The sequence below is a fragment of the Methylorubrum populi genome (assembly GCA_036946625.1).
GTDB classification, from domain to species: domain Bacteria; phylum Pseudomonadota; class Alphaproteobacteria; order Rhizobiales; family Beijerinckiaceae; genus Methylobacterium; species Methylobacterium populi_C.
Genome location: JAQIIU010000002.1, coordinates 596,449 through 619,557 on the forward strand (window position 1 = coordinate 596,449; position 23,109 = coordinate 619,557).

Here is a 23,109-nt window from a genome sequence, read left to right on the forward strand (position 1 = left end):
CGGCCGCTCGTCGGCGCCATGATCCGCTCTCCCGACTCGAACGGGACGGACCGGATCGATCAACCGCGCGCACCGTGTGCCCGGCAGCGGTGTTCCCCGAGCCTTGCCCGAGGATCAAGCCGTCCGCATCGGCACGGAGCGAAAAAAATCAAGGGAGCGGCGCTCGGGCACCGCTCCCGACGTCCGGCGAGACCTTACGCGCGCTTCTTGCGCTCGTTCTCGTCCACTTCCTGGAAGTCGGCGTCGATGACGTCGTCCTTCTTCTCGCCCGAAGCCGCGGCTCCCTCGGCGCCCGGCGCGCCCTCGGCCTGGGAGGCCGCGTACATCGCCTCGCCGAGCTTCATCGAGGCCTGCATCAGGTCGTTGGTCCTGGCCTTGATGCCCTCGGCGTCCTCGCCCTCCAGCGCCGTGCGCAGCGCGGCGACGGCGGACTCGATGGCGCCCTTGTCGGCGGCCGAGACCTTGTCGCCGTATTCCGACACCGACTTTTCGGTGGCGTGGATCAGGCTCTCGCCCTGGTTCTTCACCTCGACCAGTTCGCGGCGCTTCTTGTCGGCCTCGGCGTTCGCCTCGGCGTCCTTGACCATCTTTTCGATGTCGGCGTCCGACAGGCCGCCCGAGGCCTGGATGCGGATCTGGTGCTCCTTGTTCGTCGCCTTGTCCTTGGCCGTGACGTTGACGATGCCGTTGGCGTCGATGTCGAAGGTCACCTCGATCTGCGGCATGCCGCGGGGCGCCGGCGGGATGCCGACGAGGTCGAACTGACCGAGCAGCTTGTTGTCCGCCGCCATCTCGCGCTCACCTTGGAAGACCCGGATGGTGACCGCGTTCTGGTTGTCCTCGGCCGTCGAGAAGACCTGGGACTTCTTGGTCGGGATCGTGGTGTTGCGGTCGATGAGCCGCGTGAACACGCCGCCGAGCGTCTCGATGCCGAGCGAGAGCGGGGTCACGTCGAGCAGCAGCACGTCCTTCACGTCGCCCTGGAGCACGCCCGCCTGGACCGCGGCGCCGATGGCGACGACCTCGTCCGGGTTGACGCCCTTGTGGGGCTCCTTGCCGAAGAACGACTTCACGACCTCCTGCACCTTGGGCATGCGGGTCTGGCCGCCGACGAGCACGACCTCGTCGATCTCGGCAGGAGACACGCCGGCATCCTTGAGCGCCTTGCGGCACGGCTCGATCGTGCGCTGCACGAGGTCGTCGACCAGCGACTCGAACTTGGCGCGGCTGAGCTTGAGCGCGAGGTGCTTCGGGCCCGAGGCGTCGGCGGTGATGTAGGGCAGGTTGATCTCGGTCTGGGTCGCCGAGGACAGCTCGATCTTGGCCTTCTCGGCGGCCTCCTTGAGGCGCTGGAGGGCGAGCTTGTCCTTGGTCAGGTCGATGCCCTGCTCCTTCCTGAACTCGGCGGTCAGGTACTCGACCACGCGGTTGTCGAAGTCCTCGCCGCCGAGGAAGGTGTCGCCGTTCGTGGACTTCACCTCGAACACGCCGTCGCCGATTTCGAGGATCGACACGTCGAAGGTGCCGCCCCCGAGGTCGTAGACCGCGATGGTGCCGGACTTCTTCTTGTCGAGGCCGTAGGCGAGCGCGGCGGCCGTCGGCTCGTTGATGATGCGCAGGACTTCGAGGCCGGCGATCTTGCCGGCATCCTTGGTGGCCTGGCGCTGGGCATCGTTGAAGTAGGCGGGTACGGTGATGACGGCCTGCGTCACCGGCCCTCCCAGATGCGACTCGGCGGTCTCCTTCATCTTCTGAAGGGTGAAGGCCGAGATCTGCGAGGGCGAGTACTTCTTGCCGTCGGCCTCGACCCAGGCGTCGCCGTTGTCGCCGCGGGCGATCTTGTAGGGCACGAGGCCCTTGTCCTTCTGGGTCAGCGGATCGTCGTAGGTCCGGCCGATGAGGCGCTTGATGGCGAAGAAAGTGCGTTCCGGGTTGGTCACGGCCTGCCGCTTGGCGGGCTGGCCGACGAGGCGCTCCCCGTCGTCGGTGAAGGCGACGATGGAGGGCGTGGTGCGGGCGCCTTCCGCATTCTCGATGACCCGCGGCTGCGTGCCTTCCATGACGGCCACGCAGGAATTGGTGGTGCCGAGGTCGATACCGATCACTTTACCCATGGTGGGATCCCTCTGTTGGATTTTTTCAAGCAGACCGCCGAGCCCCGAAGCAGCTCGACCCATGGCGGTTCAAAACGTCAGGTTTGAGAACGGGATGGATCCGAAGCGCGTGGCCCTCGCGGGCTGTGCTTCCCAGGCCTCGTCCCGTGTCCCGCCGCATATAAGAAGACGGCTACGCCGCCGCAAGAACGCGAATCCGACGGTTGGGCGGCCGCCGTCGTCCTGCGCGCCGGAGCGGCCTTTTTTCCGGCGTCGGCAACCTGGGGACGGCCGGCTTGTTGCCAGGCTGCCACGTCCGCGCCACGGGTCGCGTGCTAGGACGGCGGGATACGGCCCGTGACGGGGCGCCGAACCGGGATCACGACCGCCTGATGTTTCCGCCCGACTCCGACAGGACTTCCGCCGAGGGGGCTTCCGCGATGGCTTCGGCCGTGCAGGCCCGCCGGCCGCGCGCCGCGGCGGGGGCATTCCTTTCCCTCGCCTGCCTGCTGGCGGTCCCCGCCACGCCCGCGCGGGCCCAGTCGTTCTTCGAGGAACTGTTCGGCATCGGGCGGGCGGCGCGGCCGCCGCGCAACGTACCGGTTCAACCGCCGCCTGCGCCCGCCGACCCCGGTGCGCCGGGCGCAGGGCTCCCCGGCGAGGGCGCCGAGACGCGGCCGAGCGTGCCGGCCCAGCCGCGCCAGCCGGTGGTGCTGCGGGTGCCGGCCGAGGACAACGTGGCGGGCCAGGATCTCTTGTTGAACGGACTCAACGGCTCGCTGAAGATCGAGCGCGCGGGGGCGGGCTACACCGCGTCGATGACCCTTCCGGGCACCAGGATCTCGCAGCCGACCGAGAGCTGCACGGTCAAGCTCGACGGCGGCAAGCCGGTGCCGCTGAGCGCGGAGGGACGCGCGCAGGGCGTTTCCCGCTTCTCGGCGGCGAGCGCCGAATGCCCGCTGCGCTTCGAGATCCTCGACGGCAGCGTGCTCGCCACCCCGCTCGGCTCCGGCCCGGCCTGTACCTTCGCCGCGGCCGATTGCGAGACCACGCCCGCCGGCCTGTGGGGACCGGGCGCCGCGAGCCTGATCCCGCAGGCGGGCGAGTTCGACGGCGCCCGCGGCGTCGCCGACAGGGCGGTGCGCGACAACTACAAGATCATGACCCAGCGGGCGCGGGGCGGCGACGTCCGGCCGATCGTGCAGGAGCAGGCCGCCTTCTCCTCGGACCGGGAGCAGGCCTGCCGCACCTATGCCCGGGAGGGCGCGCACGGCTATTGCCACCTGCGCTTCACCGAGGCGCGGGCGATCGCCCTCGCGGCACGCCTCGGCGCCGGCACCGCGACGCCGACCGCGGCCAACGCGCCGCCGCGGCCCCGCCGCAGCCGCGGTCCGGTCGAGGGGATGAATCCCGACGGGCCCGGGGCGGAGCCCTTCGCCGACCAGTAGGCATCGTCGCACGGGCGGAACCGCGCATTTCACGCCGATGTTGGGCCGAGGTTCACGCAGAAGCGAGCCCGGCATGCCCGACCAGAAGATCGAAGCCTACACCGACCCGGCCGGCGGCTGGGGGTCGGCCCGGTCGCTGGTCGACATCCTGACCCGCGAGGAGATTCCGGCCTCCGGCGCGGCCATGCTGATGAAGCAGAACAAGCCGGGCGGCTACATGTGCGTGTCCTGCGCGTGGTCGAAGCCGGCCAAGCCCTCGACCTTCGAATATTGCGAGAACGGCGCCAAGGCGACCGCCTGGGAACAGACCCGCAAGCGGATCGGCCCCGACTTCTTCGAGCGCTACCCGGTCACCGAACTCCTGACCTGGGCCGACTACGATCTGGAGGAGAAGGGCCGCCTGACCCATCCGCTGCGCTACGATCCGCAGTGCGACCGCTACCTTCCCGTCTCCTGGGAACAGGCCTTCGAGGAGATCGGCCGCGAGCTGAAGGCGCTGCGGCAGACGGACCCGAGGGCGGCGGTGTTCTATGCCTCGGGCCGGGCCTCGCTGGAGACGAGCTACATGTACGCGCTGTTCGCGCGGATGTACGGCAACAACAACCTGCCCGACTCCTCCAACATGTGCCACGAATCGACCTCGAAGGCGCTGCCGCAATCGATCGGCGTGCCGGTCGGGACCACGGTGCTGGAGGATTTCGAGTCGACCGACCTGATCCTGTTCTTCGGCCAGAACGTCGGCTCGAACGCGCCGCGGATGCTCCACCCGCTGCAGGGCGCCCGGCGCCGGGGCGTTCCGATCGTCACCTTCAATCCGCTGCGGGAGCGCGGGCTGGAGCGGTTCACCAACCCGCAATCGCCGATCGAGATGCTGACGCGCGCCTCGACGCGGATCTCGACGCAGTACCATCAGGTGAAAGCGGGCGGCGACATCGCCGCGCTCGGTGGCATCTGCAAGGCGCTGTTCGCCGCCGACCGGCAGGCGCAGGAGGAGGGGCGCCCGCGCATCCTCGACGTCGATTTCCTCAGTGAACACACGCACGGCTTCGAAAAGTTCGAAAAATTCTGCGACCGGCTCGACTGGCCGGCGCTCGAAGCCAAGTCCGGCCTCAAGCGCGAGGGGATGGAGGCCGCCGCCGCCGTCTACGCCCGCTCGCGGGCGGTGATCGGCATCTACGGCATGGGCCTGACCCAGCACCGCCGCGGCACCGAGACGGTGCAGATGCTGGTCAACCTCCTGCTCCTGCGCGGCAATATCGGCCGTCCCGGTGCCGGGATCTGCCCGGTGCGCGGCCACTCCAACGTCCAGGGCCAGCGCACCGTCGGCATCGCCGACGAGCCCTCCCTGGTGCCGCTCGACCGGCTGAAGGCGCTCTACGGCTTCGAGCCGCCGGCCGAGAAGGGGATGAACACCGTCGAGACCTGCGAGGGCGTCCTGTCCGGCAAGGTGAAGGCGTTCGTCGGCCTCGGCGGCAACTTCGTGCGGGCGATCCCCGACACGCAGCGGATGGAGGAGGCGTGGCGCGCGCTGCGGCTCACCGTCCAGGTCTCGACCAAGCTCAACCGCTCGCATCTCGTTCACGGCGCGATCGCCTACATCCTGCCCTGCCTCGGCCGCATCGAGATCGACGAGCAGGCAAGCGGGCCGCAGGCTGTCTCGATGGAGGATTCGACCTCGTGCTTCCACGGCTCGCGGGGCGTGGCCCGACCGGTCAGCGAGCACGTGCGCTCCGAGCCGTGGATCGTGGCGCACTTGGCCAAGGCGACGCTGCCGGCCAACCCCAGGGTCGATTGGGACGCCTGGGTCGGCGACTATGCGAGGGTGCGCGACGCCATCGAGGCGACCTATCCCGAAAAATTCAAGGACTTCAACGCGCGCCTGTTCGAACCCGGCGGCCTGCACAAGCCGCTCGCCGCCCGCGAGCGCAAATGGGAGACGGATACGGGCCGGGCGAACTTCGTCGTGCCGCCGGATGGGCTCGACATGGACCCGGACATGAAGAGCGACCGACGCGACGTGCTCGACCTGATCACCCTGCGCTCGAACGATCAGTTCAACACCACCGTCTACGGCTACCACGACCGCTTCCGCGGCGTGAAAGGCACGCGGCAGGTGCTGTTCATGAACGGGAACGACATGGAGCGCCTGCAACTCGCCGACGGCGAGAGCGTCGATGTGGCGACGGAGGCCGCCGACGCGTTCGCCCGCGAGGTGAAGGGCCTGCGGATCGTCAAATACGACATCCCGGAAGGCAATTGCGCCGGCTACTACCCGGAGCTGAACGTGCTGATCCCGCTCTGGCACCACGACGCCCAGGCCAAGGTTCCCGCGGCCAAGGCGATCCCGGTCCGCATCGCCAAGGCGGTGGAACGGGCGGTGCGGGACTGATACGATATCCGGTTGATGAGTTCGGCCTCTCCCCTGTCCTTGCGAGGCGAAGCCGTGGCGATCCAGGGCGCGCCCTTTCCGGACCTGTCGTGCCCTGGATTGCTTCGCGGCCGCTCGCGATGACGGAGGGGGGCCAAACCCGAGGCGATCAATCGGAAACGGTATGAGATCCGTCTGTTCATCGACTCGATCGAGGCCTCTGCCGCGGGCATGGAGATCCTCACGATGCGAAGATCGCATCCTGCATCCGCCGCGCTTCCGGATGGCCTCGCCTGACGGCTCGCAAGGACGGCGTGAGCTTTTCCTCTCCGTCGTTGCGAGGCTTCAGCCGAAGCCATCCAGACCGCGGCGGTTGCCGATTTCGCACGAGCCTTCGTATCCGCCAGCAACCTGCGAGCATCGCTGCAAACGGCGACCCTGCCGCGCCCGATGCCAAAGACTCGACGCGCGCCCGCGCCGGTCCATATTCCGCTTCATGGACAGCCAGGATGGAGCCCACGCGCGACGGCAGGCGATCATCGATCGTCTGCTCAGCGACGCCCTGCGCCCGTCGGGCGGGGTCGTGCTTCCGAGCCACGATGCCCTGCCGGCCGACATCCGCATGACCGTCGACCGGCTGCTCGCCAAGGCGGATGCGGAGCGGCGGCGCTCGCTCACCTACGACGACCTGGAAGAGGCGCTGCCGCCGCGCGACGTGACGGCCGACGACCTGGAGGCGATCTTCTGGGTGCTGGCCGAGTACGGGATCGAGCTGGACGAGGGGGAGTAGCCCCGCATCGGCGCGCCCGCCGGGGGCGGATGCATCAGCCGTCCGCCCCCAGGAGCAGCCGCGCCGCGGCGGCCCGCGCTTCGTCGGTGACGGTGGCCCCGGCCAGCATCCGGGCGATCTCTTCCCGGCGCGCGTCCGCCGCGAGGCCGACCACCCGGGTCGTCACCCGCTCCCCGTTCCCGACCGCCTTGCCGCCCTTCACGCTGTCCTTGGCGATGCGGAAATGGGTCGAGGCGCGGGCCGCCACCTGCGGCGCGTGCGTCACCGCCACGACCTGAACCTGCTCCGAGAGCCGGCCGAGCCGCGCGCCGATGGCGTCGGCCACCGCTCCGCCGAGACCGGTGTCGATCTCGTCGAAGATCAGGGTCGGGGCCGAGCCCTTGCCGGCGAGCACCACCTTCAGGGCGAGCATGAAGCGGGACAACTCGCCGCCGGAGGCGACCTTCATCATCGGGCCGGCGCGGGTGCCGGGATTGGTCTGCGCCCAGAACTCGACCCGCTCGGTGCCGGCGGCGTCGCGCGAGGCCTCGTCCACGCCGATCCGGGTGATGAAGCGGGCGCCCTCCAGCTTCAGCGGCGGCAATTCCGCCTGCACCGCCGCGTCGAGCGCCTTGGCCGCCTTGCGCCGTCCATCGCCGAGCCGCTTCGCGGCCTGGCCGTAGGCTGCCTCCGCCGCCGCCTGCTCGGCCTCCAGGCCGGCGAGGGCCTGCTCGCCGGCATCGAGTGCGGCGACGTCCGAATCGTAGCGGGCGCGCAGGTCGGCGAGATCGTCGGCCGGAACGGAATACTTGCGGGAGGCGGCGCGCAGCGCGAACAGCCGCTCCTCGACCCGTTCCAGTTCGCGCGGATCGAACTCGGCGGCGAGCACCGCGGCGTCGAGGACGGCCCGGGCCTCGTCCAGGGCGACGAGGGCGGCGTCGAGCGCGGCGATGCCGGGATCGACCAGGGCCGGGACCGTGGCGCCGCGCCGCTCCAGGCGGCGCAGCGCCGAGGACAGGTGCGGCACCAGCGAGCCGGAGCCGCCGACGATGTCGAGCGCCTCGTTCAGCTCGCGGGCGACCTTCTCGCCCTGCTGCATCACCGTGCGGCGCTCGGCCAGCGCCGCCTCCTCGCCCGCCTGCGGATCGAGGAGGCCGAGTTCCTCCACCGCATGGCGCAGGAAGTCCGCCTCCTTCCGCGCGGCCTCGACCCGCTCGCGCTGCCCGGTGAGGGCCGAGCGGGCGGCGCGCACGCGCTTGGCTGCGGAGGCGACCGCGGCGAGCGGACCCTGGAGCCCGCCGAAGGCATCGAGGATGGTGCGGTGCGCGGTGGGGTCGGCCAGCGCCCGGTCGTCGTGCTGGCCGTGGATCTCGACCAGGGCCGTGCCGATCGCCCGCATGGTCTGCACGCCGACCGGCTGGTCGTTGACGAAGGCGCGGGTGCGCCCGTCGGCGAACTGCGTGCGCCGCAGGATCAGGTCGCCGTCGGTGTCGATCTCGGCCGCCGCCGCCACGGCGCGGGCGGGATGATCGAGGGGCACGTCGAACACCGCGGTGACGCCGCCCTGCGCCTCGCCCTGGCGCACGAGGCCGCCGTCGCCGCGTCCGCCGAGCGTGAGGGCGAAGGCGTCGAGCAGGATCGACTTGCCCGCGCCGGTCTCGCCGGTGAGGACGGTCAGTCCCCCGGAGAAGGTCAGCTCAAGCCTGTCGATCAGAACGATGTCGCGGATCGCGAGCTGGACGAGCATGAAGCGGCGCCGGAGCCCCTCGTTGGATTGCGCGCCGGTTTAGCCGCAAGCCACGGGGACTTCACCCGGAAAGTGCGGGGTCGTGGCCGAGGATGGCACAGAGCCGCCGGTACTCGACCTCGAAGGCTGCGTCGAAGGCGCGGATGGCGTGATCCTCGGTCTCGTTGCGATCGAGCGCCTCGAATCGCGCGAGCGTATCGTCGCGCAAGCGGCCGGGATGGTCGTTGGGATAGTTCGCATCGCCGCGCCGCATCCGCGCCTGGAACTCCGGCAGCGTCTTGCACTGGTAGTGGTTGACCTGCACGCCGTCGTAGACGACCCGGTCCGACGTCCCCTCCGAGGTGTCGGCGAAGACCCCTCCGTCCGACAGGACCCGCCGGCCGCGATCGTGGCGCACATCGTGGATCCGCACGGCGGTGATGCCTCGGGCCCGCGCCAGCGTCTTGAAATGGTAGTGGTTGCTCCAGCCGTGCGGGGCGCAGCGGGTGAAGGCGCGCGTGATCCGCCCGTAGCCCGGCCCGGCATGGCCGGAGGAGCCGAAGCCGCGCCAGTTCACGTGCAGGCTCGACACGTCGTCGGGCAGGGAGCCGATCAGGCCGGCCATGTCGGCATGGCCGAAGGGCACGAGGAACTCGTCGAGGTCGAGATACATCACCCAGGGCGTGGCGAGACCCGCCAGGGCGTGGTGATAGGCCAGCACCTGCGCCGAATCGTCGAGCGGAGACGGCCAGGGGACGCGCCGCAGCCGCAGGTCGCGGGGGCTGAGCGCCTTGAACAGGGCGCGGGTGTCGTCGGTGCTCTCGTTGTCGTAGAGCACGATCCGATCGAACCCGACCGCGAGATGATGGGCGAGCCACTCGACGAGGTAGGGGCCCTCGTTGCGGGCGATCGCCACCAGGGTCGCCGCGTGGGGCTTTTTTCGCAGCGCACGGTCGGCGAGGGCTCTGCGCCAGCGCAGAAGGGCCTTCATGGTGAGCGGCGTATTCTGGAGCCTGCCGACGGGTCGAGGCTGGAAGCGGGTGGGACGGCTTCACCGTCATCCCGCGAGCCCCCCTCCCCTCCACGTGACGGTGGAAGAGCCTTCGACGCGGCTCCGCGGCAACTCGTACGGTTTCCGGTCGATCGCCTCGGGTCTTGCCGCACTCCGTCATCGCGAGCGTCGGCGAAGCGATCCAGCGGCGCGACTTTTCCGGAAAGGGCACGCACTGGATTGCTTGCGCCGAGCCTCGCAATGACGGATGGAGGGACCGAAGCGATCAAGCGGATGTCGTCTCGACAGAGGCGAAGGGTGAGGCGGCCCGCCGTAGGATCGGGCCGAGCGCATCGTCTTTTCAGACAAGCCGGAGGCCACCTTTCGGGACGATGCTCCAGCGCCGTCACTCCGCGGCGGCGGTCCGTCCGATCACGCCGCGGTAGATCTTGCTGAGCCACGAGGACTTCTCCTCGCGCGGCTCGAGGCCGCCGGTCTGCAGGAGCGCGTAGGCGTCCTTGTACCAGGGGCTGTCGGGGAAGTTGTGGCCGAGCACGGCCGCCGCGGTCTGCGCCTCGGAGGTGAGGCCGAGCGCCATGTAGGCCTCGACCAGACGCTCCAGGGCCTCCTCGGCGTGACGGGTCGTCTGGTACTTGCTGACCACGTCGCGGAAGCGGTTGATCGCCGCCGGGAAGGCGCGCTTCTCCAGGTAGAAGCGGCCGACCTCCATCTCCTTGCCGGCGAGCTGGTCGCGGGTGATCTGGATCTTGGCCTTGGCGTCGGCGGCGTATTCCGAGGTCGGGTACTTCTGGACGAGTTCCTGAAGGGCGACGAGGGCACGCTCGGAGCGCTCCTGATCGCGGGTCACGTCCGGGATCTGCTTGTACTGCGACATCGCCATCAGGTACTGGGCGTAGGCTGCATCCTTGCTCGCCGGGTGGCGCTGGAGGTAGCGCTTCGAGGCGGTGATCGCGTCGTCGTACTTCTGGCCCTCGTAGTTCGCGTAGGCCGTCATCAGCAGGCCTTTCCGCGACCAGTCGGAATAGGTGTACTGCTTTTCGAGCTTGTCGAAGCTCTTGGCGGCGTTCTCGTAGTCCTTGTCCTCCATCTTCGCCAAGCCCTCGCTGTAGAGCTTGTCCGCCGGCGTGTCGGGGATCGCTTCCGGCTTGTACTTCTCGGCGAAGAGGTTGGTCGGGTCGAGGGCATCGCAGCCGCCGAGCCCGACGCCGAGGCTGAGGAGCACGGCCGCCATCGCGCCACGGGTCGGGAAGGTCAGAGGCATCGCGGTCAAATCCCTGTCAGGCCCCGCCGCCTTGCGTGCGACGCGCGACCTACGCGCAGGCTTTCACGGGTGGCGGTCGATTCGGGCGTGAAAACGGCAGCGCGCACGGAACCGTTAACGTCATCCGTCCGCCGTGCGGATCGCCCGCGGATGTGGCGCGCCGGTTACAGTTCGGCGGCGAAGGCGGCGAGGCCGAGGCCGAACTCGGCGCGGGCGGACTCGCGGCGGGTGCCCTGGCCCTCGACGATGGCGTAGTTCGCGCGGTCGGCGAACAGGGCTTCGAGGATGCCGACATTCATGCGGTGGCCGCCGCAATAGGAGCGGTAGGCGCCCTGGATCGGCAGGCCGGCCAGCGCGAGATCGCCGACCGCGTCGAGGAACTTGTGGCGGACGAACTCGTCCGCGAAGCGCAGGCCTTCCGGGTTGACGATCGCCGTCTCGCCGACGGCGACCGTGTTGTCGAGGGAGGCGCCCAGCGCGAAGCCCGCCTTCCAGTAGCGCTCCACGTCCTTCATCATGCCGAAGGTGCGGGCGGGAGCGATCTCGCGGCGGTAGGCGGCCGGGGTCAGGTCCATGGCCTTGCGCGAGCGGCCGATCACCGGGGATTCGAAGTCGATCTCCACGTCGAGGCGGAAGCCGCGGTCGATCGGGCGGAGTTCGGCGAAGGCGCGGCCGGCCTCGATGCGGACCGGCTGGAGAACCTTGATCCAGCGCCGCGCCGCGCCGCAGGGGACGATCCCGACGCCGTCGACGGCTTCGACGAAGGGGCGTGCGCTGCCGTCGAGGATCGGCATCTCGGGGCCGTCGATCTCGACCAGCGCGTTGTCGACACCCAGCCCGTAGAGGGCCGACATCAGGTGCTCGATGGTGGCGACGGCGCCGGTCTCGGCATCACCGATGACGGTGCAGAGTTCGGTGGCGGAGACGCAGGCGACGTGGGCCTTGATGAGCCGGTCGTTGCCGGTGGCGGTGCCCGTTCGGAGGAAGGCGATGCCGTGGTTGGCTTTGGCGGGGTGGAGCGTGATCTCCGCCGGGTTTCCGGAGTGGACTCCGAGACCGGTGAGGGTCACGGACGTTTTGAGCGTTGTCTGTTGGTTCGTCCGCATACCTTAGCCCTCGGCCAGGATCCTTCCCGCGCAAGCCCCGGATCGGGGCGCGGTGTGGAAAGTCCGTCCGCTGCTCGAAGCCTCTGCGAGCGCTGCCGGCCTGAGGGCCATCCGCGCCTTCTGTCGTTCCGGCAGTGTGTATAGCTGCGGCAAAACGGGGGGCCAAATCACGGATTCTTACGATCTGTTACAGCCACGGTTTCGCCACGATCTTTGAAAAGCATTTTTTGCTCAATGTCTTAACAAGCAACGAAACCCGGGACCTCACGGTCCCGGGTCTGTGGCCGAAATCACGCAGTGCGGGGCGATGGAGGCCGGTTCGCCCCCATCGATCCACAGCCGGTCCGCTGCTCAGTTGGCCTGACGGCGGAGGAAGGCGGGGATTTCGAGCTGGTCGTCTTCCATCATCCGCGGCGGCAGGGCGCGTCCCTGCGCGTCGAGGTTGCCTTGCGCCGGGCGGTACTGCGGCACCTGGGGCGCCGGAGCCCGCAGGGCCGGCTCGACGCGGGGTGCGGCGGCCGGCGTCGGCGCGGCGGCCCGGGGGGCCGGCGGCGGGGCGGCCGCCTCGGCCTCCTCGCGGCGACCGCCGAAGCCGACGGTGGCGAGCCGGCGCAGCAGGGTCATGCGCTTGGAGTCCTGGCTCGGCTCCGAGGGGGCTTCCTCGCCGCGGCTCCTGAGGATCTGCGCCTGGGTGTGGGGCGGCAGGTCCGAGATCTGCGGCATGCGCGGCGGGCGGGCGAGCTGCGGGCGCGGCGGCACGTAGGGGCCGTTCGCGACCGGGGCCGGCTCGTGGGCCGGGGCCGGCGGCTCGTAGGCCGGAGCCGCGGCGCGGGCGGGCGCCTGGGTCAGCACCACGTCGTGGTGGTGCATGGCCGGGGCGGGCTCGGCGCGCATCGGCTCCGGGGCGAGCGGCTCGGACAGCACGGCCCGCGGCGCCGCGTTCGGGGCGAGCAGCGGCTCGGGAGCGGCGGCGCGGGGGGCCGGCTGGTGCAGGGGCTGGCTGACCGGCTGATGCGTCGCGGCGGGGCTGAGCGCGGCGGAAGCGCGGGCCCGGGCCTCGGAGCGCAGGCGCTCGGCGACCTCGGCGATGCGCTGCTCGGTCTGGGCGATCTCCGGGTTGTTCGGGGAATCGGCCGAGATCAGCGCCGGCTCGATGCCGGTGGCGACCACGGAGACGCGGATGATGCCGTCGAGGCTCTCGTCGAAGGTGGCGCCCAGGATGATGTTGGCGTCCTGATCGACCTCTTCACGAATCCGCGTCGCGGCTTCGTCGAGCTCGTAGAGGGTGAGATCCGAGCCGCCGGTGATCGAGATCAGCAGACCGCGGGCGCCCTTCATCGACACGTCGTCGAGGAGCGGGTTGGCGATGGCCGCTTCCGCCGCGCGGTTGGCGCGGTTCTCGCCCGACGCCTCGCCGGTGCCCATCATCGCCTTGCCCATGCCGCGCATGATCGCGCGCACGTCGGCGAAGTCGAGGTTGATGAGACCTTCCTTGACCATCAGGTCGGTGATGCAGGCCACGCCCGAGTAGAGCACTTGGTCGGCCATCGCGAAGGCGTCGGCGAAGGTGGTCTTTTCGTTCGCAACGCGGAAGAGATTCTGGTTCGGGATGACGATCAGGGTGTCGACCGCCGCCTGAAGCTCCTGGATGCCGGTCTCGGCCGTGCGCATCCGGCGCATGCCCTCGAACTGGAACGGCTTCGTCACGACGCCGACCGTGAGGATGCCCATGTCGCGCGCCGCGCGGGCGATGACCGGGGCCGCGCCGGTGCCGGTGCCGCCGCCCATGCCGGCGGTGATGAAGGCCATGTGGGCGCCCGAGAGCTGGTCGCGGATCTCGTCGATCACCTCCTCGGCCGCGGCCGAGCCGACCTCGGGGTGCGAGCCGGCGCCGAGACCCTGCGTCACGCCGATGCCCATCTGGATCACCCGCTCGGCCTTCGAGGAGGTGAGCGCCTGGGCGTCGGTGTTGGCCACGACGAACTCGCAGCCGAGCAGCCCCGACTCGATCATGTTGTTGACGGCGTTGCCGCCCGCGCCGCCGACGCCGAAGACGGTGATGCGGGGCTTGAGTTCCCGGATGTCCGGAGCCTGAAGAGAGATGGCCATGTGGTCGAACCCTTCGTGACTTTCGATTGCCTGATCGACGCCTCGCGACGCCTGCCCTGTCTTGCTTGCCCCGCGCTGGCCTCGCTCCGGCGCGGGATCGTTGATCAGAAACTTTCCCGGATCCAGCGACCGACCCGCGAGAAGTATCCGTCCGTTCCCGTGCCGGCGAAGACGCCCTGTCCCCGCGGCTCGAAATGCTCCGCATGCGCCACCTGCGGGTAGACCAGCAGGCCGACCGCGGCCGAGAAGGCCGGCCCCTTGGCGGCCTCCGGAAGGCCGCGGATGCCGAGCGGGCGCCCGATCCGGACCTGTCCCTGGAGGATGCGGCGGGCCGTCTCCGGCAGGCCGACGAGCTGGCTGGCGCCGCCCGTGAGCACCACCCGCCGCCCGGCCTGGGCGCCGAACCCGGCGTTGTGCAGGCGGTCGCGCACCAGTTCGAGCACCTCCTCGACCCGCGGCTTGACGATGCGCACGAGCTGCGAGCGCGGCACGTGGCCCGGCGCCTCGCCCTCGTCCTCGCCGACACCGTGCACGGCGATCATGTCCCGCTCGTCGGAGGCCGTGGCGATGGCCGATCCGTAGAGGGTCTTCAGCCGCTCGGCGACGGAGACCCGGGTGGAGAGGCCGCGGGCGATGTCCATGGTGACGTGGTGGCCGCCGACCGCGACCGCGTCGCAATGGACGAGATGGCCGCCCATGAACACGCCGACGCTGGTGGTGCCGCCGCCCATGTCGACCACGGCGCATCCGAGTTCCGCCTCGTCGTCCACCAGCGCCGAGAGGCCGGCGGCGTAGGGCGTGGCGATCACCGCGTCGACGCCGAGATGGCAATGCTCCACCGCCAGCATCAGGTTGCGGGCGGCGGCCGCTTCCGCGGTGACGACGTGCAGGTCGACGCCGAGCGCGCTGCCGATCATGCCCGAAGGATCGATCACCGCGCCCTGGCCGTCGAGCGCGTAGCCGGTCGGCAGGGCATGCAGCACCGCCCGGCCGGGGCTGACGCCGTGGGCGCTCGCGGTCTCCAGCACCCGCTCGACGTCGGAGCCGGTGACGGTGCCGGAGCGGACGTTCACCCGCGCCTCGAAATGCTGCGAGGCGATGCGCCCGCCCGAGATGTTGACGATGACCGACTGGACCTCGGCCCTGGCCATCCGCTCGGCGGCGTGGACCGCCTGACGGATCGCGCCCTCGGCGGCTTCGAGGTCGACGATCGCACCCCCCTTGAGGCCGAGCGAGCGCTGGTGGCCGATGCCGATGATGCGGGCGAGATGGGTGCGCCCGCGCAGGGTCGAGAGCGCCTCGGCCGGCTGAAGCTCGGCGATGAGGCAGACGACCTTGCTGGTGCCGATGTCGAGCACCGACAGCGTCGCGCTCCGGCGGGCGGAGAGCGGCTTCAGGCGGGGCGTGAGGCCGTGATGGGTCTGCATCGGACGCTACTCGGCGGATACGCGACGGGACACGGAGGAGAGTGCGGCGGGACGGTGCGCGCTCATGTCGCCGTCCCCTTCTTCGTCTTCTTGCGGCTCTCGGCCCGGGCGGCCGCGGCCTCCTCGGTCAGGCGCACCACGACGCGGTCGGCCATGCGCAGGTCGACCGCGATGATGTCCTTTTCCAGAAGCCTGCTCTCCCGCTCCAGCCGGACGAGACGGGCGAGCGCCTCGGCGGGCTCGGTCTCGGGCAGGCGGATGTCGACGCCGTCGAGCTTGAGCGTCCAGCGCCGGCCGGAGACGTAGGTGCCGGCACGGATGCGGGAGCCGAGCGGGCCGGCCGCCTCGATCAGTCCGAGATATTCCTGGAGCCGCTCGTTGGCGCCGGCGCCGACGACGAGGGGCAGGTTGACGTAGCGCTCGTCGCGCAGGTCGTCGACGACCTTGCCGTCGGCGGCGATGACCTGGATCTCGCCGTTCTGCTGCCAGAGGGCGGCGGGCTCGCGCTCGACCTGACTGATGACGATCTCGTTGGGGTAGAGCTTGCGCACCGAGGCGCCGGCGATCAGCTTCTCGGCGAGCAGGCGCTCGCGCGCCGCATCGACGTCGAGGAACGGCACGGAGGAGCGCCAGTCGATCCCGGCGGCGCTCAGAACCTCGCGCTCGTACATCCGCGACAGGCCGGTGATGGTGACCCGCTCGACCCCGAAGCCGGCGAGCCGGGCCAGGATGTCGAGGGGACGGCCGTTCTCGGCGACGAAGGCGTCGTAGCGCCCGCTCACGACGAAGCCGGTGAGCGCGACGCCGCCGGCGAGCCCGGCGACCAGAGCCGTGCCCGCGAGCCGCGGCAGCCGTGCCTCGATCGGCACCGCCGGCCGGAGGCGGCGCGCCGACGAGAACCGCCTCAGGAACCTCGGGAGCCGCAAGCCCGCGAGGAACCCGCCGCCGCCGGGGGGACCGGCGGCGTTCAGCGGTCGAGAGAAGCGTCCTCCACCATCCATCGGACGAGTTCACCGAAACTCAGGCCTGCGTGGGCCGCGATCTCCGGCACAAGGCTCGTCTGGGTCATCCCTGGCTGCGTGTTGACCTCCAGGACGACGAGGGCGCCGGTTCCACCCGGCGTGTCGTCGTAACGAAGGTCGGCACGGCTGACGCCACGGCATCCCAGTGCTTGATGCGCCGTTAACGCCAACTCTTGGACACGCTGGTAAACATTTAGTTTAAGATCCGCCGGAAGGACGTGGATCGACCCCCCGCCCGCGTACTTCGCGTCGAAGTCGTACCACTCCCCCGAGACGGGCTTGATCTCGGTCACCCCGAGCGCCCGGTCGCCCAGTACGGCGCAGGTCAGCTCGCGGCCCGCAACGTAAGTCTCCGCAAGGACTTCCTCGCCGTAGACCCATTCGTCGGAGGCCAGGATCTGGGGCGGATGGGAGCGCCCGTCCCGCACGATGACGACCCCCATGGAGGAACCCTCGGCGATCGGCTTCACGACGTAGGGAGGGGTTAACGGGTGTGACTTCGCCGCATCATGACGGTTAACGACCCGGCCCTCCGGAACGCTCACGCCGGCCGCGCGCATGACCGTTTTGGCACGCTCCTTGTGCATGGCGAGCGCCGAAGCCAGCACGCCGGAATGGGTGTAGGGGATCTTCAGGATCTCCAGGAGGCCCTGGATCGTGCCGTCCTCGCCCGCCGGCCCGTGCAGCGCGTTGAGCGCCGCGTCGGGCCGCAGATCGGTCAGCACGGAAGCGATGTCGGGGCCGACATCGACGCGGGTGACGCGATACCCCTCCCCTTCGAGCGCCCCGGCGCAGGCATGGCCGGAGCGGAGCGAGATCTCCCGCTCGGAGGACCAGCCGCCCATCAGGACGGCGACGTGCTTGGACATCGGCTGGAGCCTTTCAGGGCTGGTTCGGCGCCTCGGGCGCCCGGTGATGCGCGAGAGACGATCAATCAGGCGTCCTCGCCGAGGAGCCGGCTGCCGCGCATCGCGACGCCGTCCTCGACGGTGATGCCGTGCCGCCGCAGCCCGGCGAAGAAGCGCGCGAAGTCCGGGCGGCGGAAGGTGATGCTGCCGGGTCGGTCCTGCGACGTCGCGTCGAACAGCACCACCGACGGTTCGGGAGCCTGCCGAGATGGTCGGCGAGGATTGAGGGGGCGGTCGGGGCCATGGGCGATCCTTCCTCCGGTCTCGACGGGTTCGATCCGTCAGGCGGGCGACGCCTCGACGCCGATCCGCTTGATCTCCCAGTGCAGCGCGACGCCGGAGGTCTCGCGCACCCGGCGGCGGACCTCCTCGCCGAGCCCCTCGATATCCGCGGCGGTGGCGCCGCCGCGGTTGATCAGGAAGTTGCAGTGCATCTCCGAGACCTGGGCGCCCCCCCGGGTCAGCCCGCGGCAGCCGGCGGCGTCGATGAGTTGCCACGCCTTGCCGCCGTCCGGATTCCTGAAGGTCGAGCCGCCGGTGCGCTCGCGGATCGGCTGCGCCGCCTCGCGGGCCGCGGTGACCCGCTCCATCTCCGCCTCGATCGTTTCGCGATCTCCGGTGTGGCCACGGAAGGTGGCGCCCGTGAAGATCACGTCGTCCGGCGCCGAGGCGTGGCGATAACGAAAGCCCATCTCGGCGTGGCTGAAGCTGCGGACGTTCCCCTTCCGGTCGATGCCGCGGGCCTGCGTCAGGACGTCGGTGGTCTCGCCGCCATGGGCCCCGGCATTCATGCGCAGGGCGCCGCCGACCGAGCCCGGAATGCCGCGGAAGAAGGCGAGCCCGTCGAGGGCGGCCTCCGCCGCCGCCTTGGCGAGCCGCATGTCCGGCACGGCGGTGCCGGCGCTGATGGTCTCGCCGTCGATCCCAACCGAGCCGAACGCCTTGCCGCCGAGCCGGATCGTCACGCCGGGAATCCCGCCGTCGCGCACGATCAGGTTCGAGCCGAGGCCGATCACGGTGACCGGCACGGACGGGTCGAGGGCCGCGAGGAAGCTTGCAAGGTCCTCCTCGTCGGCGGGGCTGAACAGCACCTGCGCCGGCCCGCCGACGCGGAACCACGTGAGGTCGGCGAGCGACTGGTTTTCGAGCAGCCGGCCGCGGAGGTGAGGCGCGGCGGCGCGGATGTCGTCGATGAGGGAATGTGCGGTCATATCCGTTTCCCCCCTCTCCCCGCACGCGGGGAGAGGGCTTTGCCGACCTCGTCGTCGGCAAAGCGAGGCGGCAGCCGAGGGTGAGGGGGCGGATCAGGAGAAGGCTCCGCATGAGAAGCCCCCTCACCATCGCCCTGCGGGCTTGTCGCGCCGACGACGAGGTCGTCGCGACCCTCTCCCCGCGTGCGGGGAGAGGGGGGAAGCGCGGCGAGAATCGTATTGAGCACGCCAATGGTGTTGGTCATGACCTCGGCATTCCAGAAGCGCAAGACGCGGTAGCCACGTTCGGTCAGCCAAGCGTCCCGAACCAGATCGTACGCGTTCTCCGCATGCTGGCTGCCATCGAGTTCGACGATCAGCCTCGCCTCGCGGCAGCAGAAATCCGCCACGTAGGGGCCAACGCTCTCCTGGCGCACGAACTTGAACCCACCCAGACGCCGGTCGCGCAGGCGATACCAGAGGCGGCGTTCCGCCTCCGTCTGGCCGTGCCGCAGCCGTTTTCGAAAGTGCTTCCGCTCGTCGTCTGCGGACACGCACGCCTCACCCCTTCAAAGCCGCCAGTTCCCCCGGCAGGGCGTAGGCCCACTGGGTGATGGTGCCGGCGCCCAGGCACACCACGTAATCGCCGGCCTGCGCCCGCCCCCCGACGAGGCGGGCCAGATCCTCCGGGCGGTCCAGGGCGACCGCGTCGCGGTGGCCGCGGGACTTCAGGCCGGCGATCAGGGAATCCCGGTCGATCCCCTCGATGGGCGCCTCGCCCGCCGCGTAGACGGGGGCGACGATCACCGTGTCGGCGTCGTTGAAGCAGGTGCAGAAATCCTCGAACAGCGATTGCAGGCGCGAGTAGCGGTGCGGCTGCACCACGGCGATGACGTTGCCGTCGGTGGAGGAGCGGGCCGCGCGCAGCACCGCTTGGATCTCCACCGGGTGGTGGCCGTAATCGTCGAAGATCGCCGCGCCGTTCCACTCGCCCGTGCGGGTGAAGCGGCGCTTGACGCCGCCGAAGTCGGCCAGCGCCTTGCGGATCGCGTCCGCCGGGACGCCGAGCTCGTGCGCGACGGCGAGGGCCGCGGTGGCGTTGAGCGCGTTGTGACGGCCGGGCATCGGCAGGACGAGATCCTCGATCTCCATGCGGAAGCCGGGGCGGCGGTCGCGGATCATGACCCGGAAGCGGCTCTGGCCCCCCTTCAGGTCGATGTCGATCAGGCGCACGTCGGCCTGCGGGTTCTCGCCGTAGGTGACGATGCGGCGATCCTCGATATGGCCGACCAGATCCTGCACGATCGGGTGGTCGATGCACATCACCGCGAAGCCGTAGAAGGGGATGTTGTCGATGAAGCGCCGGAAGGCGTCCTTGATCGCCTCGAACGAGCCGAAATGGTCGAGATGCTCGGGATCGATGTTGGTGACGATGGCGACATCCGCCGGCAGCTTGAGGAAGGTGCCGTCCGACTCGTCGGCCTCCACCACCATCCAGTCGCCCGCGCCCATCCGGGCGTTGGTGCCGTAGGCGTTGATGATGCCGCCGTTGATCACCGTCGGGTCGAGGTTGCCGGCGTCGAGCAGGGTGGCGACGAGCGAGGTCGTCGTGGTCTTGCCGTGGGTGCCGGCCACCGCGACGCAGGACTTGAAGCGCATCAGCTCGGCCAGCATCTCGGCGCGGCGCACCACCGGCAGGCGGCGCTCGCGCGCCTCGACCAGTTCCGGGTTGTCGCGGCGGATCGCGGTCGAGACCACGACGAGGGCGGCGTTCGCGACGTTCTCGGCCCGGTGGCCGACGAAGGTGCGGATGCCGTTCTCGGCGAGGCGACGGACGTTGGCGTTGTCGTTCGCGTCCGAGCCCTGCACGGTGTAGCCGAGATTGGCCATCACCTCGGCGATGCCGGACATGCCGATGCCGCCGATGCCGATGAAGTGGATGGGGCCGAGCTTTTCGGGCAGCTTCATGTCGAAAACCTTTCGAGTCCGGGGCGCTGACGAGCCCCGGCCGTCTCGTTCCGGACTTCGCCGATCGTCAATCGTCGAAGTCCGCCCCCGCGGCTGCGGGGCGGCGGTCGGCCGCCGGACGCGGCAGGCCCTTCGGGCTTGCCGCACATGTCATGTCATGTCGCGGCCGCCGTCTCGGCGACGAGCGCGGCGAGGCGGTCGGCCGCGTCGAGGATGCGGGCGGTTCTGGCGGCAGCGGCGGCTTCGGTCAATTTTCGCGGCGCCTCGAACAGGTCCACCAGTTCGGCGGCGAGCCGGTCGGGGGTGAAGGCGCTCTGCGGGATCGAGAGCGCGGCGCCGATCTGCGCCAGCGTCGCGGCGTTGGCGGCCTGATCCTGATCGAGGGCGCCGGGCAGCGGCACGAGGATCGCGGGCCGGCCGATGGCGGCGAGTTCCGAGACCGTCGAGGCGCCCGAGCGCGCCACCACGAGATGGGCGGCGGCCATGCGGCCGGGCAGATCCTTGAAGAAGGGCGCGGCCTCGATCCCGCCGAGCCCCATGGCGAGATACCGGTTCTGCACCGCCGTGAGATCCTCGGGACGGGCCTGCTGGACGAGATGGAGCCGGGCGCGCAGATCCGCGGGCAGCTTTTCCAGCGCCGCCGGCACGACCTCGCTCATCACGCGGGCGCCCTGGCTGCCGCCGAAGACGAGAAGGCGCAGGGGCGAGCCCGCGTCGAGCGCCGGATAGGGCGTCTCGGCGACCGCGAGAACCGCCGGGCGGATCGGGTTTCCGGTGTGGACGCGTCGCGCGGTGGCCTTCTCGGGGACGCCGCGCACCTCCTCGAAGCCGGTGGCGATGACCCGCGCGCCCCTGGCGAGGAAGCCGTTGGCCCGGCCCATCACCGCGTTCTGCTCGTGCAGGACGGTCGGCACGCGCAGCAACTGCGCGGCCAGCATCGGCGGCACGGTCGGATAGCCGCCGAAGCCGACCACCGCCGCCGGGTTGAGGCGCCGCACGGCGCGGGCCGCCTGCCCGAAGCCGCGCCCGAGCGTCATCGCGGCGCCGGCCCGGCGCAGCATCGAGCGGCCGGAGGGCGTCGCCGAGGCGATGGTGACGATCTCCTCGGCCGGGAAATCGCCGGCGATCGCGTCGACGCGGGCGTCGGTGGCGAGCGCGACGCGGATGCCGCGCGCCTTCAGGGCGTAGGCGAGGCTCTGGGCGGGGAACAGGTGGCCGCCGGTTCCGCCGGCACAGACCAGGACGAGGGGCGTGAAGACGGTCACTGCATCAGCCCCGGAACGGTCGAGGGCATGGTGCCGGGCGGGCGCTGGCCGGTCGCCGTGGTGCGCGGGCGCTTGCGGGTGAGCGCCACGAGGAAACCCATGCCCAGCGCCAGCGAGATCAGCGAGGAGCCGCCGTAGGAGACGAACGGCAGGGTCATGCCCTTGGCCGGCATGAGCTGCGTGTTCACCGCCATGTTGATGCAGGCCTGGAGGCCGAAGAGCGTGGTCAGACCGGTGATGGCGAGCCTCGTGAAGGTGTCGTCGGTGCGTCGCGCGAGCTTCAGCCCGCGGATGACGATGTAGGCGAACAGGGCGACGAGGCCCAGGCAGACCAGCACGCCGAATTCCTCCCCCGTCACCGAGAAGATGAAGTCGGTATGCGCGTCGGGCAGGTGGCGCTTGGCCACGCCCTCGCCGGGACCGGTGCCGAACCAGCCGCCCGAATTGAACGACTCGCGCGACCAGAACTCCTGGAAGCTGTCGCCCGAATCGCGATCCATGAAGCGGTTGATGCGCTCGCGCACGTGGTGGAGGAAGGTGTAGGCGGCGAACACCCCGGCGAGGCCGCTGACGCCGAGGCCCGCCACCCAGAACCAGTGCAGGCCCGCGACGAAGAACAGGGCGCACCACACCATGGTGATCAGCATGGTCTGGCCGAAATCGGGCTGCAGGATCAGCGGCACGATCGTCACCGGCAGGAGCAGGATCGCCAGCAGGCCGCCGGGCATGTCGCGGCGCTGGGCCCCTTCCGAGAAGGCCCAGGCGGCGACCACCACGAAGGCGGGCTTCACGAATTCCGAGGGCTGGAGGCCGAAGGAGCCGAACTGGATCCAGCGGTGCGCGCCCTTGATCTCTGGGCCGAACTTGCCGGCCAGGACGCAGAGCGTCACGCCGAGCAGCCACGTGACCAGCGCGAAGCGGCGGATGTGGCGCACCGACAGGAACGACACGGCGACGATGAGCAGAATCGTCGGGGCGAGGTACATCGCCTGCCGGTTCAGGAAGTAGAAGGTCGGCAGGCCGATGCGCTCGGCCACCGGCGGGCCGCCGCCCATCAGGAAGACGAGGCCGGCCACCATCAGGCAGCCGAGGCCCGCGAGCAGGCCGCGATCGACGGTCCACCACCAGTCCGCCAGGGGGCTGCGTTCGGCGCGCGACATCATGGCGAGGGCTCGTCTCCAGCCGATCCGGTCCCGCACCAGGACGCGGGCGGTCCGCTCGGATCGTGGATCGTAAGGGTTAACGGTGCGTTGCTCCGAGCATCGCTCCGTCCGCCGAAGCCTGCCGCCGAAGCCTGCGCGGAGGCGGATTTGCCGGTCAGCCATGCACCGCGAAGACCCGCGGCGCCTTTGCGTGCGCCGGGCGCCCGTGATACTGGCCCCTGCCAACCCGATCCCGCTGCCGGTCCGTTCCGTACCGTTGCTGCCCCTGTCTCCG

General features: G+C 70.4%; 18 protein-coding genes. 3 read left to right on the plus strand and 15 right to left on the minus strand.

Annotated elements, in window-relative coordinates; translation table 11 throughout:
- Positions 1-194 precede the first annotated feature (194 nt).
- On the minus strand, positions 195-2,114 hold the full coding sequence (gene dnaK, locus PGN25_04605; protein ID MEH3116894.1) for a molecular chaperone DnaK: 1,920 nt from the start codon (positions 2,112-2,114) through the stop codon (positions 195-197).
- Between the two features lie 371 nt (positions 2,115-2,485).
- On the opposite strand from dnaK, the gene PGN25_04610 reads away from it, so the two are divergent.
- The 3 genes from PGN25_04610 to PGN25_04620 all read left to right on the plus strand — a co-directional run bounded on the left by PGN25_04610 (position 2,486) and on the right by PGN25_04620 (position 6,699).
- The gene (locus PGN25_04610) at positions 2,486-3,541 is read left to right on the plus strand and encodes a hypothetical protein (protein ID MEH3116895.1); all 1,056 of its coding nucleotides are present in this window, start codon (positions 2,486-2,488) and stop codon (positions 3,539-3,541) included.
- A 73-nt stretch (positions 3,542-3,614) separates the two neighbouring features.
- Positions 3,615-5,930, plus strand: coding sequence for an FdhF/YdeP family oxidoreductase (locus PGN25_04615; protein MEH3116896.1), 2,316 nt, complete (start codon positions 3,615-3,617; stop codon positions 5,928-5,930).
- A gap of 475 nt (positions 5,931-6,405) precedes the next feature.
- The gene (locus PGN25_04620) at positions 6,406-6,699 is read left to right on the plus strand and encodes a hypothetical protein (protein MEH3116897.1); all 294 of its coding nucleotides are present in this window, start codon (positions 6,406-6,408) and stop codon (positions 6,697-6,699) included.
- A gap of 34 nt (positions 6,700-6,733) precedes the next feature.
- On the opposite strand, the gene recN is transcribed toward PGN25_04620, so the two are convergent.
- From recN to PGN25_04690, 14 genes are all read right to left on the minus strand, one after another.
- Positions 6,734-8,425 (minus strand): DNA repair protein RecN, encoded by a 1,692-nt coding sequence (recN, locus tag PGN25_04625; protein MEH3116898.1) that lies wholly within the window; start codon positions 8,423-8,425, stop codon positions 6,734-6,736.
- A 61-nt stretch (positions 8,426-8,486) separates the two neighbouring features.
- Complete coding sequence (locus PGN25_04630; protein ID MEH3116899.1) at positions 8,487-9,395, minus strand: glycosyltransferase family 2 protein; 909 nt, start codon at positions 9,393-9,395, stop codon at positions 8,487-8,489.
- 406 nt (positions 9,396-9,801) lie between these two features.
- Positions 9,802-10,677 (minus strand): outer membrane protein assembly factor BamD, encoded by an 876-nt coding sequence (locus PGN25_04635; GenBank protein ID MEH3116900.1) that lies wholly within the window; start codon positions 10,675-10,677, stop codon positions 9,802-9,804.
- A 164-nt stretch (positions 10,678-10,841) separates the two neighbouring features.
- Positions 10,842-11,783, minus strand: a complete 942-nt coding sequence (gene lpxC, locus PGN25_04640; GenBank protein ID MEH3116901.1) for a UDP-3-O-acyl-N-acetylglucosamine deacetylase — start codon at positions 11,781-11,783, stop codon at positions 10,842-10,844.
- 351 nt (positions 11,784-12,134) lie between these two features.
- Complete coding sequence (gene ftsZ, locus PGN25_04645; protein ID MEH3116902.1) at positions 12,135-13,892, minus strand: cell division protein FtsZ; 1,758 nt, start codon at positions 13,890-13,892, stop codon at positions 12,135-12,137.
- Between the two features lie 104 nt (positions 13,893-13,996).
- Positions 13,997-15,319: a cell division protein FtsA gene (ftsA, locus tag PGN25_04650; protein MEH3116903.1), complete on the minus strand. Its 1,323-nt coding sequence runs from the start codon at positions 15,317-15,319 to the stop codon at positions 13,997-13,999.
- A 62-nt stretch (positions 15,320-15,381) separates the two neighbouring features.
- Positions 15,382-16,320 carry a cell division protein FtsQ/DivIB gene (locus PGN25_04655; GenBank protein ID MEH3116904.1) on the minus strand — a complete coding sequence of 313 codons (939 nt, stop codon included), beginning with the start codon at positions 16,318-16,320 and terminating at the stop codon, positions 15,382-15,384.
- Positions 16,287-17,210, minus strand: coding sequence for a D-alanine--D-alanine ligase (locus PGN25_04660; protein MEH3116905.1), 924 nt, complete (start codon positions 17,208-17,210; stop codon positions 16,287-16,289). The genes PGN25_04655 and PGN25_04660 overlap by 34 nt, the downstream gene beginning before the upstream one ends.
- A 65-nt stretch (positions 17,211-17,275) precedes the next feature.
- Positions 17,276-17,434, minus strand: coding sequence for a hypothetical protein (locus PGN25_04665; protein MEH3116906.1), 159 nt, complete (start codon positions 17,432-17,434; stop codon positions 17,276-17,278).
- A gap of 96 nt (positions 17,435-17,530) precedes the next feature.
- A complete protein-coding gene (gene murB, locus PGN25_04670; GenBank protein ID MEH3116907.1) occupies positions 17,531-18,460 on the minus strand; it encodes a UDP-N-acetylmuramate dehydrogenase in 930 nt (309 codons plus the stop codon).
- Entirely contained in the window at positions 18,457-18,993 is a 537-nt protein-coding gene (locus PGN25_04675; GenBank protein ID MEH3116908.1) for an endonuclease domain-containing protein, read from the minus strand. Before PGN25_04675 ends, murB begins: the two co-directional genes overlap by 4 nt.
- Positions 18,994-19,000: 7 nt before the next feature.
- Entirely contained in the window at positions 19,001-20,407 is a 1,407-nt protein-coding gene (gene murC, locus PGN25_04680) for a UDP-N-acetylmuramate--L-alanine ligase (protein ID MEH3116909.1), read from the minus strand.
- Positions 20,408-20,562: 155 nt separating this feature from the next.
- Positions 20,563-21,672: an undecaprenyldiphospho-muramoylpentapeptide beta-N-acetylglucosaminyltransferase gene (gene murG, locus PGN25_04685; GenBank protein ID MEH3116910.1), complete on the minus strand. Its 1,110-nt coding sequence runs from the start codon at positions 21,670-21,672 to the stop codon at positions 20,563-20,565.
- A complete protein-coding gene (locus tag PGN25_04690) occupies positions 21,669-22,835 on the minus strand; it encodes a putative peptidoglycan glycosyltransferase FtsW (protein ID MEH3116911.1) in 1,167 nt (388 codons plus the stop codon). Before PGN25_04690 ends, murG begins: the two co-directional genes overlap by 4 nt.
- Positions 22,836-23,109 lie beyond the last annotated feature (274 nt).

Coding starts and splice junctions, on each gene's coding strand:
- dnaK (MEH3116894.1), bottom strand. CDS start 2,114: ATGGGTAAAGTGATCGGTATCGACCTCGGCACCACCAATTCCTGCGTG.
- ftsZ (MEH3116902.1), bottom strand. CDS start 13,892: ATGGCCATCTCTCTTCAGGCTCCGGACATCCGGGAACTCAAGCCCCGC.
- PGN25_04620 (MEH3116897.1), top strand. CDS start 6,406: ATGGACAGCCAGGATGGAGCCCACGCGCGACGGCAGGCGATCATCGAT.
- PGN25_04655 (MEH3116904.1), bottom strand. CDS start 16,320: ATGGATGGTGGAGGACGCTTCTCTCGACCGCTGAACGCCGCCGGTCCC.
- PGN25_04660 (MEH3116905.1), bottom strand. CDS start 17,210: ATGTCCAAGCACGTCGCCGTCCTGATGGGCGGCTGGTCCTCCGAGCGG.
- PGN25_04690 (MEH3116911.1), bottom strand. CDS start 22,835: ATGATGTCGCGCGCCGAACGCAGCCCCCTGGCGGACTGGTGGTGGACC.
- lpxC (MEH3116901.1), bottom strand. CDS start 11,783: ATGCGGACGAACCAACAGACAACGCTCAAAACGTCCGTGACCCTCACC.
- murC (MEH3116909.1), bottom strand. CDS start 20,407: ATGAAGCTGCCCGAAAAGCTCGGCCCCATCCACTTCATCGGCATCGGC.
- recN (MEH3116898.1), bottom strand. CDS start 8,425: ATGCTCGTCCAGCTCGCGATCCGCGACATCGTTCTGATCGACAGGCTT.
- murB (MEH3116907.1), bottom strand. CDS start 18,460: ATGACCGCACATTCCCTCATCGACGACATCCGCGCCGCCGCGCCTCAC.
- ftsA (MEH3116903.1), bottom strand. CDS start 15,319: ATGCAGACCCATCACGGCCTCACGCCCCGCCTGAAGCCGCTCTCCGCC.
- PGN25_04630 (MEH3116899.1), bottom strand. CDS start 9,395: ATGAAGGCCCTTCTGCGCTGGCGCAGAGCCCTCGCCGACCGTGCGCTG.
- PGN25_04635 (MEH3116900.1), bottom strand. CDS start 10,677: ATGCCTCTGACCTTCCCGACCCGTGGCGCGATGGCGGCCGTGCTCCTC.
- PGN25_04610 (MEH3116895.1), top strand. CDS start 2,486: ATGTTTCCGCCCGACTCCGACAGGACTTCCGCCGAGGGGGCTTCCGCG.
- PGN25_04615 (MEH3116896.1), top strand. CDS start 3,615: ATGCCCGACCAGAAGATCGAAGCCTACACCGACCCGGCCGGCGGCTGG.